At 72.4% G+C, this 14,683-nt stretch carries 12 protein-coding genes and 1 tRNA gene; 3 read left to right on the top strand and 10 right to left on the bottom strand.

Going from position 1 to position 14,683, the window contains the following annotated elements; translation table 11 throughout:
- Positions 1-94: 94 nt before the first annotated feature.
- The 6 genes from pth to ABZ457_RS15230 form a co-directional block, all read right to left on the bottom strand.
- Positions 95-688: an aminoacyl-tRNA hydrolase gene (gene pth / locus ABZ457_RS15255; RefSeq protein WP_359157949.1), complete on the bottom strand. Its 594-nt coding sequence runs from the start codon at positions 686-688 to the stop codon at positions 95-97.
- Between the two features lie 91 nt (positions 689-779).
- Positions 780-1,376, bottom strand: a complete 597-nt coding sequence (locus ABZ457_RS15250) for a 50S ribosomal protein L25/general stress protein Ctc (RefSeq protein ID WP_359157947.1) — start codon at positions 1,374-1,376, stop codon at positions 780-782.
- A gap of 194 nt (positions 1,377-1,570) precedes the next feature.
- Entirely contained in the window at positions 1,571-2,548 is a 978-nt protein-coding gene (locus tag ABZ457_RS15245) for a ribose-phosphate diphosphokinase (RefSeq protein WP_359157945.1), read from the bottom strand.
- A gap of 127 nt (positions 2,549-2,675) precedes the next feature.
- A complete protein-coding gene (gene glmU, locus ABZ457_RS15240; RefSeq protein WP_359157943.1) occupies positions 2,676-4,124 on the bottom strand; it encodes a bifunctional UDP-N-acetylglucosamine diphosphorylase/glucosamine-1-phosphate N-acetyltransferase GlmU in 1,449 nt (482 codons plus the stop codon).
- A gap of 115 nt (positions 4,125-4,239) precedes the next feature.
- A tRNA-Gln gene (locus tag ABZ457_RS15235) sits at positions 4,240-4,310 on the bottom strand.
- A gap of 11 nt (positions 4,311-4,321) precedes the next feature.
- On the bottom strand, positions 4,322-5,194 hold the full coding sequence (locus tag ABZ457_RS15230; protein WP_359157941.1) for a hypothetical protein: 873 nt from the start codon (positions 5,192-5,194) through the stop codon (positions 4,322-4,324).
- A gap of 154 nt (positions 5,195-5,348) precedes the next feature.
- Here ABZ457_RS15230 and ABZ457_RS15225 point away from each other — a divergent pair, with 154 nt between their 5' ends.
- Complete coding sequence (locus tag ABZ457_RS15225) at positions 5,349-6,680, top strand: histidine kinase (protein WP_359157939.1); 1,332 nt, start codon at positions 5,349-5,351, stop codon at positions 6,678-6,680.
- A 92-nt stretch (positions 6,681-6,772) separates the two neighbouring features.
- Here ABZ457_RS15225 and ABZ457_RS15220 read toward each other — a convergent pair whose 3' ends face one another.
- Complete coding sequence (locus ABZ457_RS15220; protein WP_359157937.1) at positions 6,773-7,264, bottom strand: SUKH-3 domain-containing protein; 492 nt, start codon at positions 7,262-7,264, stop codon at positions 6,773-6,775.
- A gap of 70 nt (positions 7,265-7,334) precedes the next feature.
- Positions 7,335-7,853 carry a YwqJ-related putative deaminase gene (locus tag ABZ457_RS15215; protein WP_359157935.1) on the bottom strand — a complete coding sequence of 173 codons (519 nt, stop codon included), beginning with the start codon at positions 7,851-7,853 and terminating at the stop codon, positions 7,335-7,337.
- A gap of 255 nt (positions 7,854-8,108) precedes the next feature.
- Between ABZ457_RS15215 and ABZ457_RS15210 the strand changes: the two genes are divergently transcribed.
- Entirely contained in the window at positions 8,109-9,095 is a 987-nt protein-coding gene (locus ABZ457_RS15210) for an SMI1/KNR4 family protein (protein ID WP_359157933.1), read from the top strand.
- 7 nt (positions 9,096-9,102) lie between these two features.
- Entirely contained in the window at positions 9,103-11,943 is a 2,841-nt protein-coding gene (locus ABZ457_RS15205) for an SUKH-4 family immunity protein (protein ID WP_359157930.1), read from the top strand.
- Between the two features lie 117 nt (positions 11,944-12,060).
- Here ABZ457_RS15205 and ABZ457_RS15200 read toward each other — a convergent pair whose 3' ends face one another.
- Both ABZ457_RS15200 and ABZ457_RS15195 read right to left on the bottom strand, forming a co-directional pair.
- The gene (locus ABZ457_RS15200) at positions 12,061-13,707 is read right to left on the bottom strand and encodes a cation acetate symporter (protein WP_359157928.1); all 1,647 of its coding nucleotides are present in this window, start codon (positions 13,705-13,707) and stop codon (positions 12,061-12,063) included.
- Entirely contained in the window at positions 13,704-14,378 is a 675-nt protein-coding gene (locus ABZ457_RS15195; protein ID WP_359157926.1) for a DUF485 domain-containing protein, read from the bottom strand. Before ABZ457_RS15195 ends, ABZ457_RS15200 begins: the two co-directional genes overlap by 4 nt.
- Positions 14,379-14,683 lie beyond the last annotated feature (305 nt).

Raw genomic sequence — 14,683 nt, 5'->3', positions numbered from 1 at the left:
CATGGGCCCACCATCGGTCAACTCACCCCGGGGCCGAACCGGGAGCCGGACCCGGCGACCGACCGGCCCCGCCCCGTCGACCGGCCCGCGCCGCTCAGGAGTTGTACGTCCCCTGCGCCCGCTCCAGACCGTCCAGCACCAGACACTCCACCGCGTCCGCCGCCCGGTCCACGAACCAGTCCAGCTCCTTGTGTTCCGTCGAGGAGAAGTCCTTCAGCACGAAGTCCGCGACCTGCATCCGCCCCGGCGGCCGCCCGATCCCGAACCGCACCCGGTGGTAGTCCGGACCCATCGCCTTCGTCATCGACTTCAGACCGTTGTGCCCGTTGTCCCCGCCGCCCAGCTTCAGCCGCAGCACCCCGTAGTCGATGTCCAACTCGTCGTGCACCGCCACCACCTGGGCCGTCGGCACCTTGTAGAAGTCCCGCAGCGCCGTCACCGGACCACCCGACAGATTCATGTACGACATCGGCTTCACCAGCACCACCCGCCGGCCCGCCGGCCCCGGCGCACCGATCCGCCCCTCCAGCACCTGGGCCTGCGCCTTCTGCGCCCGCTTGAACGAACCACCCACCCGGTCCGCCAGCAGATCCGCCACCATGAACCCCACGTTGTGGCGATTCGCCGCATACCCCGGACCGGGATTGCCGAGCCCCACGATCAGCCAGGGGGCGTTCACATCCGACATCAGCGCCGCGTCTCCTCGTCACCGGCCCGACAGAAAAAGAGACGGGGTGGCGGGCCGCAGCCCGCCACCCCGGTCACACAGAGCTTACGACTCAGGCCTCGGCGGCCTCGTCGCCCTCGCCCTCGGCGCCCTCGGCAGCCGGCTCCTCGGCCTGCGCGGCCAGGACCTGGAGGACGACCGCGTCCTCCTCGACGGCCAGCGTGGTGCCCTTGGGCAGCGTGATGTCCTTCGCCAGGACGGAGGCGCCGGCCTCCAGGCCCTCGACGGACACCGAGACGGACTCGGGGATGTGGGTGGCCTCGGCCTCGACCGGCAGCGCGTTCAGAACGTGCTCCAGCAGGTAGTTGCCCGGGGCCAGCTCGCCCTCGGCCTGCACCGGAACCTCGACCGTGACCTTCTCGCCGCGCTTGACCAGCAGCAGGTCGACGTGCTCCAGGAAGCCCTTCAGCGGGTCGCGCTGCACGGCCTTCGGGATCGCCAGCTCGTTCTTGCCCTCGATGTCCAGGGAGATCAGAACGTTCGGCGTACGCAGCGCCAGCAGCAGCTCGTGGCCCGGCAGGGTCACGTGGATCGGGTCGGAACCGTGGCCGTACAGCACACCGGGAACCTTGTTGTCACGGCGGATACGGCGGGCGGCGCCCTTGCCGAACTCCGAGCGGACCTCGGCGGCGAGCTTCACCTCGGACATGTGCACTCCTCGTATATGCAGAAACAGAATGGTGGCGGTCACCCGGCCACGACTGGCCTGCTACGAAGAGCGCGTCGATAACGGACCGCCGCACCAGAAGTGCGGCCTCCCTCGCCGAGCAACTCACGCAGTCTACGCGGCGGCCCCCGGCGACCCAAATGGATCACCGGGGGCCGCCGTGCGAAACCCGGTTTCTACTTGTCCTCCTCGAAGAGGCTCGTCACCGAACCGTCCTCGAACACCTCACGCACCGCACGGGCGATCGTCGGCGCCATCGACAGCACCTTGATCTTGTCCAGCTCCAGCTCACCCGGCGTCGGCAGCGTGTTCGTCAGCACGAACTCGCTCACCTTCGAGTTCTTCAGCCGGTCCGCCGCCGGACCCGACAGGATGCCGTGCGTCGCCGTCACGATCACATCCTCCGCACCGTTCGCGAACAACGCGTCCGCCGCGGCGCAGATCGTGCCCGCCGTGTCGATCATGTCGTCGACCAGGACACACACCCGGCCCTTGACCTCACCCACGACCTCGTGGACCGTCACCTGGTTCGCGACGTCCTTGTCCCGGCGCTTGTGCACGATCGCCAGCGGCGCGTCCAGCCGGTCGCACCACCGGTCCGCCACCCGCACCCGGCCCGCGTCCGGGGACACGATCGTCAGCTTCGACCGGTCCACCTTCGCGCCCACGTAGTCCGCCAGCACCGGCAGCGCCGACAGATGGTCCACCGGACCGTCGAAGAAGCCCTGGATCTGGTCCGTGTGCAGATCCACCGTGAGAATCCGGTCCGCGCCCGCCGTCTTCAGCAGATCCGCGATCAGCCGCGCCGAGATCGGCTCACGCCCACGGTGCTTCTTGTCCTGCCGCGCATAGCCGTACGACGGGATGATCACGGTGATGCTCCGGGCCGAGGCCCGCTTCAGAGCATCGATCATGATCAACTGCTCCATGATCCACTTGTTGATCGGAGCCGTGTGGCTCTGCATCAGGAAGCAGTCCGCACCACGGGCCGACTCCTGGAAGCGGACATAGATCTCACCGTTGGCGAAATCGAAAGCCTTCGTCGGGACGAGGCCCACACCCAACTGGTGCGCAACCTCCTCGGCCAGCTCGGGGTGGGCGCGGCCGGAGAAGAGCATCATCTTCTTCTCGCCGGTCGTCTTGATCCCGGTCACAGCACTGTCTCCTCAGACGTGTTCTCTGGCCGCGGCAACCCAGGGAGCCCAGGAAGGTCCTGACACGAGCCAGCCGAATTTGTGTGCACGTATCACGGTACGCCGAGTTCGACGCACCCGTTTCCGGTCAGTTCTCCCCGGCGACACCCTCCGTCGCCGCCGCCGCGGCCTGCGCGGCAGCACTTCCCGGGCGCTTACGAGCCACCCAGCCCTCGATATTCCGCTGCTGGCCACGGGCGACGGCCAGCGAACCCGCCGGCACATCCTTCGTGATCACCGACCCCGCGGCCGTGTAGGCGCCGTCCCCCACCGTGACAGGAGCCACAAACATATTGTCCGACCCCGTCTTGCAGTGTGAGCCGATCGTCGTGTGGTGCTTCGCCTCACCGTCGTAGTTCACGAACACGCTCGCCGCCCCGATGTTCGTGAACTCACCGATCGTCGCATCCCCGACATACGACAGATGCGGCACCTTCGTGCCCTCACCGATCGTCGCGTTCTTCGTCTCGACATACGTGCCGATCTTGCTCTTCACACCCAGCCGCGTACCCGGCCGCAGATACGCGAACGGGCCCACCGACGCGCCCTCGCCGACCTCCGCCGACTCCGCCACCGTGTTGTCCACCCGGGCACCCGCACCCACCGCCGTGTCCCGCAGCCGCGTGTTCGGACCGACCTCCGCGCCCTCACCCACATGCGTCGCACCCAGCAACTGCGTCCCCGGATGCACCACCGCGTCCGGCTCGAACGTCACCGTCACATCCACCAGCACCGACGACGGATCCACCACCGTCACACCCGCCAGCATCGCCCGCTCCAGCAACCGCGCGTTCAGCAGACCCCGCGCCTCGGACAACTGCACCCGGTTGTTGATCCCCAGGATCTCCCGGTGATCCGCCGCCACCGACGCACCCACCCGGTGACCCGCACTCCGCAGAATCCCGAGCACATCCGTCAGATACTCCTCACCCTGACTGTTGTCCGTCCGCACCTTCTTCAGCGCGTCCGCCAACAGGGCGCCGTCGAACGCGAACACCCCGGAATTGATCTCCCGGACCGCCCGCTGCTCCTCCGAGGCGTCCTTGTGCTCCACGATCTCCGTGACCGCGCCCGAGGCCGCGTCCCGCACGATCCGCCCGTAACCCGTGGCGTCCGGCACCTCGGCCGTAAGGACCGTCACCGCGTTCCCGTCCGCCTCGTGCGTGGCCGCCAGCGCCGCCAGCGTCCCGCCGGTCAGCAGCGGAGTGTCCCCGCACACCACGATCACCGTGCCGCGCGGCTCCCCGCCCAACTCCTCCAGACCCATGCGCACGGCATGGCCGGTGCCGTTCTGCTCCGCCTGGAACGCGGTACGCGTACCCGACCAGTGCTCCCCGAGGTGCGCCTCGACCTGCTCGCGCGCGTGCCCCACGACCACGACCAACTGCTCGGGCGCCAGCTCCCGCGCCGCCGCGACGACATGCCCGACCAGCGAACGGCCGGCGATTTCGTGCAGAACCTTGGGGGTCTTCGACTCCATACGGGTGCCCTCACCCGCTGCGAGAACGACGACGGCGGCCGGGCGGTTGGCGCTCACGGTGGTGCCCTTCGGCTTCGGGTGGGGGTGACATCCGAAGGATACCGGGGGGTTTCGAACGTGAAACGAGTGCGGGTCCCGACCGTGGAGGTCAGGACCCGAACCGAGGATGGGGCTCCCGGGGAAGGAATCGAACCCTCATTCAATGGACCAAAACCATTTGTCCTACCATTAGACGACCCGGGATGGTATGCACCCTATGTCCGATTCTGTGTCTCGGGCGCCAGGGCAGCCCCTACTATGCCGTACCAAGTGCCTTCCATGCGACGGTAGAGGGCCGCGCTTCCCTTTACGTAAATCGTCAGCGCTCCGCGGTACGCCGCGCCGGTGTTCTTGCGTCGCGTCAGCGGGTTGTGGCGCTTGATCACCGGCTTGTTGAAGTGCGACGCGTCCGTGCCGGTGAGCCGGGCCCAGTACGCGTGGGCCTCCGCGACGTCGGCGCTCTCATGGATGTTCAGCGTCAGGCGGAGCTGTTGACGGGTGACGCCGAGCAGTTCCAGCCACCGGATGTAGAGCTTGATCACCTCCGGGTCGCTGTTGATGAACTTCAGGTGCTCTCTGCGGTCCCACGGTTTGTCCTTGCCGCCTTCCGCCCAGTAGAGCGCGGTGCCCACCAGCATCAGCTCCCGGTCGGAGAGCGCACCCACGCTCCGCTCGGCCTCGGCCTTCATTGCCTTCCGCTCCTCGTCCCGCGCCGCTCTCACCCGGGCGAGGCCCGCGTTCATCAGGGCCCGCTGCTCCTCCTCGGTATGGCGGGGCTCCGGTTTCGGGAGGTCGCGGACCCAGAGGGATATGGAGCTCTTGGAGCAGCCGAGTTCGAGTTGGATCTGGTCGTAGGTCATGCCGGCGAGGCGGAGGGTGCGGGCCCGGGCGCGGAGGTCGTCCTTGGCGTTGGGGCGTTTGGTCCATTCCGGTGGGGGTTCGCCTTTGACGAGGCGGTGGAGGAGGTCGTTGTTGTGGATGTGGAGGCGGTCGCGGATCTGGCGGAGGCTGAGGCCCTCGCGGCGGAGGGCGACGGCCTGGTCGCGGAGGTCGGTGAAGTCGGCTCGGAGGCCCGTGTCGCGTTTCATGGGGAGATCTTCACCCGGAATGATCCGGTCCGGGTCGAATTCCTGATCGATTCACCAGTTCGAGTGTTTCGGGTGCATTCGCGGGCAGCGTGTGCGACCCGCGCGCTTCCGTACGCCACGGAATCGGCGTTGCCCCGCCCGTAGTCTGGGAAGCATGACCGCAACGGGGGCAGAGCAGGGCGCCGCGGGTTCGACCGCCCGGGCGTGGCTGTGGTGGGAGCGGCGGCGCAGTGCCGTGCTGGATGTGGGGTTGGCGGCGGCGTCGGCCGCGGAGTGTGCCGCGCAGGGGGTGGGGTTCGCGGATCAGGCCGCTCTGCCGGTGCCGTTGGGGGTGCTGTTCGGTCTGGTCGTGGGGTCGGTGCTGGTGCTGCGGCGGCGGTGGCCGATCGCGGTGGTGCTGGTGTCGGTGGCGACGACGCCGGCCGAGATGGGCTATCTGATGGCCGTGGTGGGGCTGTACACGCTGGCGGCCTCGGAGGTGCCGCGGCGGATCGTGGGGACGCTGGCGGGGATGTCCCTGACGGCGACGTTCATCGTGACGTTCGTGCGGGTGCGGCAGGACGTGCAGGCCGGGACGGTGGACTACGGGGCGTGGTACGTGCCGGTGACGTCCGTGTTCCTGTCGCTCGGGCTGACGGCGCCGCCGGTGCTGTTCGGTCTGTACATAGGGGCGCGGCGGCGGTTGATGGAGAGTCTGCGGGAGCGGGCGGACAGCCTGGAGCAGGAGTTGTCGCTGCTGGCGGACCGGGCGGAGGAGCGGGCGCAGTGGGCGCGTCAGGAGGAGCGGACGCGGATCGCGCGGGAGATGCACGATGTGGTGGCGCACCGGGTGTCGTTGATGGTGGTGCATGCGGCGGCGTTGCAGGCGGTGGCGTTGAAGGATCCGCAGAAGGCGGTGAAGAACGCGGCGCTGGTGGGGGACATGGGCCGGCAGGCGCTGACGGAGTTGCGGGAGATGCTGGGGGTGCTGCGCGCGGGTGAGGAGGCGGCGGCGTCCGTGGAGGTGAAGCCGGTGCCGTTGGCGGCGGTGGGTGCGGCGGCGGCCGCGGCGGCCGCGGCGGCGGCGCAGGACGGTCCGTCGTTGGCGGACATCGAGGGTCTGGTGGGGCAGTCGCGGCAGGCGGGGATGGTGGTGGATTTCGCGGTGCAGGGGGATGCGCGGGGTTATGCGCCGGAGGTGGAGCAGACGGCGTACCGGGTGGTGCAGGAGGCGTTGACGAACGTGCACAAGCATGCGGCGGGGGCGACGGTGCGGGTGCGGTTGGCGCATCGGGAGGCGGAGGTCGCGATGCAGGTGGAGAACGGTGCGCCGGGGGCGGCGGGTGCGGCCGGCGGGCCGGGGCTGCCGAGTGGGGGGAACGGTCTGGTGGGGATGCGGGAGCGGGTGACGGCGCTGGGCGGGGTGTTCGTGTCGGGGCCGACGGAGGTGGGGGGGTTCCGGGTGTCGGCGGTGTTGCCGGACCGGGAGGGCGCGCGGGTGGCCTGAGTCTTCCGGGTCGGGGGTCACCCGGCCCCCGACCCCGGCCCCCGGCGCTCTGCCCCGGCCCCCGGCCCGTCCGCGCCCGTCCGGTGTCGGTGTCAGTCGGCGGTGAGGCGGGTGGGCTGGATGCCGTTGACGAGGGTGGTGAGGGCCTGGTCGATGTCGGGGCCGAGGTACCAGTCGCCGGTGTGGTCGATGCTGTAGACGCGGCCTTCGGTGTCCATGGCGAGGACGGCCTGGTGGTCGCCTTCGCGGCCGAGGGGGGAGATCTCGGTGTCGAGGGCGCGGCCGAGGTCGCCGAAGGTGCGGGCGAGGTGGAGGCCGGCGAGGGGGTCGAAGTGGACGGGCGCGGGGGCGTGCTGGCGTCCGGGTCCGGGTGCGGTGAGGGTGAGGCCGCCGAATTCGGCCCAGGCTTCGACGACGGCGGGGAAGACGCTGTGCCGGTGGCCGGCGGGGGAGGAGTGGGCGCGGAGGCTGTCGGCCCAGTGTTCGGCCTGCTTTATGTCCCAGCGTCCGGGTTGCCAGCCGGCTTCGCGCAGGGCGGCGTCGACGGCGACGGGGAAGCGCGTGGTGCTCAGATGGTCGGGCATCGGTGTGGGTGTCAGCCGTTCTTATGGGGGTCAGCCGTTGTGGGCCTGCCGTTGGGGGCGGCTGTTGTGGTCAGCCGTGCTGGGTCGCGGTGGGGTCGACGGGGCGTACGCCGAAGTGGTCGAGCAGGGCTGTGCAGGAGCGGCAGGGGGGTGCGTAGCTGCCGTGGAGGGGGTCGCCGTCCTCGCGGATGCGCCGTGCGGTGAGCTTGGCGTGTTTGAGGGAGCGGCGGGCCTCGCTGTGGCTGAGGGGTTTGCGCTGGGCGCGTTTGGAGCGCTGGGTCTCGGCGGCGGTGAGGTGCCGGGAGATGAGGATGGCTTCGGGGCAGCGGCCGGTGAAGCGTTCGCGCTGGCCGCTGGTGAGGGTGTCCAGGAAGTCCTGGACGAGGGGGTGGAGGGGTGGTGGCTGGTCTCCTTTGCCGGCGGTGCCGGTGAGGGTCTCGCCCCGTACGGAGAGGGCGGCGGCGACGGCGGGCAGGATGCCGTCGCGGCGGTGGCGCAGTCCGGGCGGGCGTGCCGCGTCGTCGCTGCTCCAGCTGAGGCGTGGGTCACCGGTGGTGCCGTGTGCCTGGCTTGGTTGCGCTGTGTGCATGGTGCTGTGGGTCCCCTCCGTGCACTCCCCCGAGTATGCGAGGGAACAGCCTGCCAAATGGGACGGGCGGTGTGGAAGCTGGGTCGCTGAAACGTGTCGCCGGATGGGCTGTGGGTCACCCGAAAGTGACTGTTCGTTACGGGGGCGGCGGGCCGGTGGGCTCTCTTGCCGTACCGCATAGGCTGTGTCGAACCAGCCAGACGCCACAGGGGGCAAATCGCCATGACGACAGGTCGGCAGGACCTGGGGGCAGCCATGAGCCCCGGGTCCGGCGCGCGTACCGCGCCACCGAACGCGGCCTACGCCGGGCAGGTCGTGCACTTCCCGGATCCGGTCCGGGCCCAGCGCCATCCTCGGGGGGTGCGGGTCGACGAGTCGGGTTTTCCGGACTTCTCGCCGTACGCCCGGGCGGCCGCGGAGATCGCGGAGCCGCCGGAGGGTTTCGGTGTGGACGAGCTGCGGCTCACCGACTATGTGTCGGCGAACGCGGCGCTGCACGCGGACGGGCACCCGTTGTGGGAGTCGTTGCCGCCGGTGGCGACGCCGCACGGGTGGACGTGGCATCACGTGCCGGATTCGCGCCGTCTGGAGCTCGTGCCGGTGGAGGTGAAGGCGCTGCTGCGTCATCACGGCGGTCTGGCGACGGCCGGGGTGGATCAGGGCAAGCGGGGCACGCGTCCGTTGCAGGAGACGCGGCCGACGCACTTCGGGCTGCCGAGGAACGCGGTGAGCCTGTCGGAGTCGCAGGTGCAGGGGGTCGAGGAGGACCTGGGGTACCGGTTGCCGGGCCCGTACCGCGCGTTTCTGAAGGCGGCGGCCGGGTGTGCGCCGGTGGGTGTGGCGCTCGACGCGGAGCTGGGGCTGCTGGTGGACCAGCCGTTCCTGACCGTCCGGGACGAGGCCGCGGTCAATGACCTGGTGTACGCGAACAAGTGCCTGCGGGACCATCTGACGAAGGACTACCTGGGTGTGGCCTTCGTCCAGGGCGGGATCCTGGCGCTGAAGGTGCGGGGCCCGGACGTCGGCTCGGTGTGGTTCTGCGCGTACGACGACGCGCGGGATCAGGACGGCTGGAGTGTCCAGGAGCGGGTGGAGCGGCTGCTGCTGCCGTGCGGCGAGGACTTCGACGCGTTCCTGCAGCGGTTGGCGGGCAGTCCGCCGGAGCTGGAGACCGTGGCGAATCTGATGGTGGACGGCGGTTTCGCGCGAGCGGTGCCGGTGCCCGAGCCGGGCGAGGGGTGAGCGACCGATGGTGACGTTCGCGCAGGCGCAGGAGCGCGCCGAGGAGTGGGTGAACGGCGATGTGCCCGCGTATCAGCACCGTGAGGTGCGGGTGCGGGAGTTCGAGCTGGGGTTCGTGGTGTGGGCGGAGGACCGCGAGGGCGGTGTCCGTGGCGACGGCGGGCGGCAGCGGCTGGTGATCGCGCGGGACAGCGGTGAGGTGACGCTGTGGCCCGGGCTGCCGGTGGGTGAGGTGATCCGCCGGTACGAGGAGGAGTACGGGGCGGCCGTGGTGCCGGCCCCGGCCGCCGACGGGCAGGCTCCGGAGCGGATCGATCTGAATCAGACCTCGTTCCTGCTGAGTCCGCCGGAGTGGTTGCAGGAGGCGGCGGACCGGCTGGGCATTCCGGACCGGCGCGCGGGTTCGGGTTCGACCTCGGGTTCGGGTTCGACTTCGGGTTCGGGTTCGGGTGCCGCTGCTTCCGCCGCTGCGGGCCCGGTCGCCGGTCCCGGCGCGGACGCCCCGGAGGCGGACGCGCCGGTGCCCGGTCCGGCGGAGCCCGCCGACGCTCCCGTCCCGGCCCGCTCCGGTGACGGTGACGGTGACGACGAGGCCCCGGCGGCGTCCGCCTGGCCGCCCGCGGGCGGCTCCCAGGGCGGTGGCGCGCCGGCCGCATCGCCGTCGTGGCCCGCCGCGGGCGGGGCGGATCACGAGCCGACGGCCAACGACGGGGTGCCCGCCTCGGCGTCCTCGGGCGGTGGCACCGGGTGGACGGACACCAGCAGGGACGGCGGGGACGACGTGTCCGTGCCGCTGCCGGCCACCGTGTTCGCGCCGCCGGTCTCGCCGGACCGGGCGGACACGCCTCCGCCGGTGGCGCCGGACGCGCCGACGGCGCTGATGGCGGGTGGCAGCCGGTTGCCGCCGACGGCCGTCTCCCCGGCGCTCTCCCCGCAGGCCGGCCCGGCCGGTCCGGGGCCGACGACCCCGCCCGGCACCCCGGCGGCGCCGCCCGCCGGTTCGACGCCGCCCCCCGGCGCCGCCGACATCGCCGACGCGGCCACCAGCAAGGCCGTCCTGCCGCCGCGCGGTGCGCGCGGCGGCGGTGGCGCGACCCCGCCGCCTCCGCCCGGGGCCCCGGGTACGCCCGGTGCGCGGCCGGGGGCGACGCCTCCGCCGTCGGGTCCGGGTGCGCCGGGTGCGCCGGCGGGCGGCTATCTGCCGACGCAGCTCACCCCGCAGTCCGGTCCGGGGGCGCCGCAGCCTCCGGGTCCCCCCGGTCCGCCGCCTGCCCCTGGCTCCACCCCGCCGCCCGTGCCGCAGGGTTCGACCCCGCCTCCGGGCGGTGTGCACCATGCCGCGACGATGCTGGCCGGGCCCGCGCAGACGGGTCCGGGTGCGCCGCAGCCTCCGGGTCCCCCCGGTCCGCCGCCTGCCCCTGGCTCCACCCCGCCGCCCGTGCCGCAGGGTTCGACCCCGCCTCCGGGCGGTGTGCACCATGCCGCGACGATGCTGGCCGGGCCCGCGCAGACGGGTCCGGGTGCGCCGCAGCCTCCGGGTCCGCCCGGTCCGCCGCCCGCGCCGGGTTCGACGCCGCCGCCGGGTGGGACCCCGCCTCCGGGCGCTGTGCACCACGCGGCGACGATGCTCGCCGGTCCGGCCCAGACGGGTCCGGGTGCGCCGCAGCCTCCGGGTCCGCCCGGTCCGCCGCCCGCGCCGGGTTCGACGCCGCCGCCCGGCGGGACCCCGTCCCCCGGCGGAGGTGTGCACCATGCCGCGACGATGCTCGCCGGCCCCTCGCCCGTGGGCCCCGGTGCGCCGCAGCCCCCCGGCCCGCCCGGGCCGCCGCCGGGTGCGCCCGGCGGGTACGGCTATCCGCAGCAGCCCTCCGGTGTGCCGACGGTCGGCCCCGGCTACCAGGCGGTGCTGCGCTACCGGGCGGCCGACGGTTCCGAGGCGCAGCTGATCCGGCGTTCGGCGCCGGGCACCCCGCACCCGGAGTGGCAGATCCTGCACGAGCTGCGGGCGATGAACGTGCCGCCGCAGCAGGTGCTGGAGCTGCACACCGAGCTGGAGTCCTGCGAGCTGCCGGGCGCGTACTGTGCGCGGATGATCCGTGAGACCTGGCCGCAGGCCCGGATCACGTCCATCGCCCCGTACGGCCGCGACCATGCCTCGCGTCAGCAGGGCATGCGGCAACTGCTGGCCCACCAGGGCGAGTTGCACCAGGTCGCGGACGGTCCGGCGCGTCCGGCGCCGGTGCGGGCGCCGCTGCCGCAGGTGCCGCCCGCGCCGCCGGTTCCGCCGGAGGGGGTGGCGCACGAGCTGGCCGCCGCGTTCGGTCCGCAGGGGCTGTGCCGCTTCGACCAGCGGGCCGTCTCGCGTCAGGGGGTGCCGGAGATCGTGGCGGCGACCCTGGTGTGGGCCGGGCTGCCGGGTGACTTCAACCCGTTCTTCTGGGCGCAGCCGGCCCAGCCGGTGGTGCCGACGCTGGCGGAGCTGGCGGCGCAGCGGCAGGTGCAGCCGGCCCCGGACGCGGGCTCGTACCTGGTGCTGGGCAGTGACTTCGGGCGGGCGATCTGCGTCCAGTACGGCACGGCGCACATCGTGGCCGTGCCGGTGGAGGCGGGTCCCGGCGGGCAGTCGGTGGCGCCGCAGTTCGTGAACACGGGTCTGCCGGAGTTCGTGCGCTGTATGGCGCTGCTCGGCCGGATGTGGCGGCTGCGGTTCGGGCTCACCCCGGAGCAGGCGGGCCGCTGGACGGTCGACTTCCAGGCGCAGTTGGCGGCGCTGGACCCGGCGGCGCTGTCCTCGCCGGAGAGCTGGTGGTCGGTGCTGCTGGAGCAGATGTGGGACGGCCTGCTGTGAGCTGACCCTCCGCGGGACAACAGACAACGGGCGGGCGTCCCGGCGGAGTTCACCGCCGGGGCGCGCCCGCCCGTCGTCGTTGCTCGTGCCCCGTGGCCGAAGGGCCGCTGGCACGTGTCAGGAGACCGGTTCCGGGTCGCGTCCGGGAGCCGGCACACCGGCCAGGATGGTCGGCTCGACCGCCTCGTAGCGCAGCCGCTCGGCGTCCCGGCCCCCGTCGCCCCCGCGGCGTTCGCCGAGGACGGTGCCGAACCAGCCGGCCAGGAAGCCGAGGGGCGCGGAGACCAGGCCGGTCGTGGTGTACGGGAACCAGGCGAAGTCGGCGTCGGGGAAGACCGCCCCGGGCGAGCCGGAGACCAGGGTGGTGCCGGTCATCAGCAGCAGGGCGGAGCCGGTGCCGGTGAGCAGGGTCCACAGGAGTCCGGAGCGCGAGTAGCGGCGCCAGAAGAGGCTGTAGACGAGGGCCGGGGCGACGGCGGAGGCGCCGATGCAGAAGGAGAGCATCAGCAGGGCCTGGAGGTTGAGGTGCCGGGCCCCGGCCGCGACCGCGAGGGCGACGAGTCCGACGCCGGCCGCCGCGCCGCGGGCGACGGCCATCTCGGCGGTGTGGGAGAGGCGTGCCCGGCGCAGCCCGTGCGCGACCAGGTCGTGCGCGAGGGTGTTGGCGCAGGCGAGGGTGATCCCGGCGACGGAGGCGAGCAGGGTGAGGAAGACGGCGGTGGCGACGGCCGTGAACAGCAGGGTCCCGGCCGCGCTGGGGTCGGTGCCCAGGACCGCCTGGGTGACCATCAGATAGGCGGTCTTGCCCTGGGGATCGCCCGCGACGAGGATCTCGCGGCCCACGAGTGCCGCCGCGCCGAAGCCGATGATCGCGATGAGCAGGCAGGTCACCACGACGGTGGAGACGGCCCAGGACATCGAGCGCCGTACGGCGGTGGCGTTCCGCGCGGTGAACATGCGCATGGTGATGTGCGGCAGGACGGCCGCGCCGAGGACGACGGTGAGCTGTGCGCTGATCATGTCGAGGCCGTCGCCGCCGAACTGGAGCCCCGCGGAGAGGTACGCCTCCCCGGCGCCGCTGCCGCGGGCGGCGGCGTCGAGCAGGGTGGGCAGGCTGAAGTCGAAGCGTTCGAGGACCAGGACGGCGACGGCGGTGGAGGCGCCGAGGAGGACGATCGTCTTGACGATCTGGATGAACGCGGTGCCCTTCATCCCGCCGATGGCCGCGTAGGCGATCATCAGCAGGCCGAGGAAGACGATGGCGCCCGTCTTGAAGCCGTCGGCGTGGAAGCCGAGGACGACGGCGAGCAGGTCGCCCGCGCCCGCGAGCTGGAAGATCACCAGCGGCAGCAGGGCGGTGAGGGTGACGGCGGCCGCGGTGATCCGGACGGCGGGGCCGGGGGAGCGCCGGGTGAGGACGTCGCCCATGGTGAACCGGCCCGCGTTCCGCAGGGGTTCGGCCAGCAGGAACATCATCAGGACCAGGGAGAGCACGGTGCTCAGGGTGAGCGAGAGGCCGTCGTAGCCGAGGAGGGCGACGATGCCGGCGGTGCCGAGGACGGTGCCGGCGGAGATGTAGTCGCCCGCGATGGCGAGGCCGCTCTGCACGGGGGAGAGGGAGCGGTAGCCGGTGTAGAACTCGCCGAGGTCGTCCCGGTCGGGTCCGGTCATCACGCAGAGCAGGAGCGTGACGGTGATGACGGCGATGAACGCCATCAGGGACAGGGTCTGGGCGTCGGAGCTGAATCCGGTGAGGCCGTTCATGCCCGGGCACCTCCGGTCGTGCGGCGGCGGGCGGGGCGGTCGGCCGCGGTGGGTGCGGTCCCGGCCGCCTCGGCCCGTTCGCGGACCTCCCGGGCGCGGGGGTCGACGCGGACGCGGGCGATGCGTTCGTAGACGGCGATGGCGGCGAGGGCGACGGGCAGCTGGATGAGCCCGAGCAGGACCCCGACGGTGAGGCCGCCGCTGACGGCGGTGGTCATCAGGCCGGGGGCGTAGGCGGAGAGCAGCAGGTAGAGGACGAAGTAGCCGAGCGCGGTGAGGGTGGAGACGCGGCGGAGCAGCTTGTAGGCGGAGCCGAGCCGCCGGATGCCCTCGCGGTCGCCGCGGCCGTGGCCGTCGCCGGGGGCGGCCCGGTGTCCGGGGCCGGGCGGCGGGCCCTGGCGGCCGGGTTCCGGGAAGGCGTCGCGGTGGTCCGTGGCGAAGTCGCGGTGGTCCGCGGTGAAGGGGTCGTACGCGGGCGCGCCGCCGGCCGGGGCGGTGTACGGGTCGTACGCGGGGGAGCCCCAGTCCATGGGGTCGCCCCAGGCGGGACTGGAGGGTCCGGTGGGGCCGGTGGGTCGGGTGGTGCCCGGGCCGTGGCCGGGCTGCCGGTGCCGTCCGTCGGTGCGGTTTCTCGGCGGTGGGGGTTCGGACAGGGGGTGGTGGTACGACATCGACGTGCTCCTTGCCGCCCAGCAGGGGACGGGTGCGGGTGGCGCTGAGTGGTCCGCGTACGTTACTCAGCGGTAGAGGATGTCGTAAGGGGTTACCGACCGTACGGTATGTCGTTTCGGTGACGATCCTGTGCGCCCGACCCCGCCCCCGACTCGCCCCGGCCGGTCCCGGCCCGGCGGGGGCGAGGAGGAGACGGCTCTCCACCCAGGGGTGGAGAGCCCTTAGGGGCGGCCCCCTATTTCTGCCCAGGGACCGTTCGTCCCGGCGGACGACGAGAAGCGAGGGGTCCTCTCCTTACGGTGGC

Source organism: Streptomyces sp. NPDC005805 (assembly GCF_040630445.1).
Classification (GTDB): Bacteria; Actinomycetota; Actinomycetes; order Streptomycetales; family Streptomycetaceae; genus Streptomyces.
This window is presented reverse-complemented; position numbering and strand designations above follow the sequence as displayed.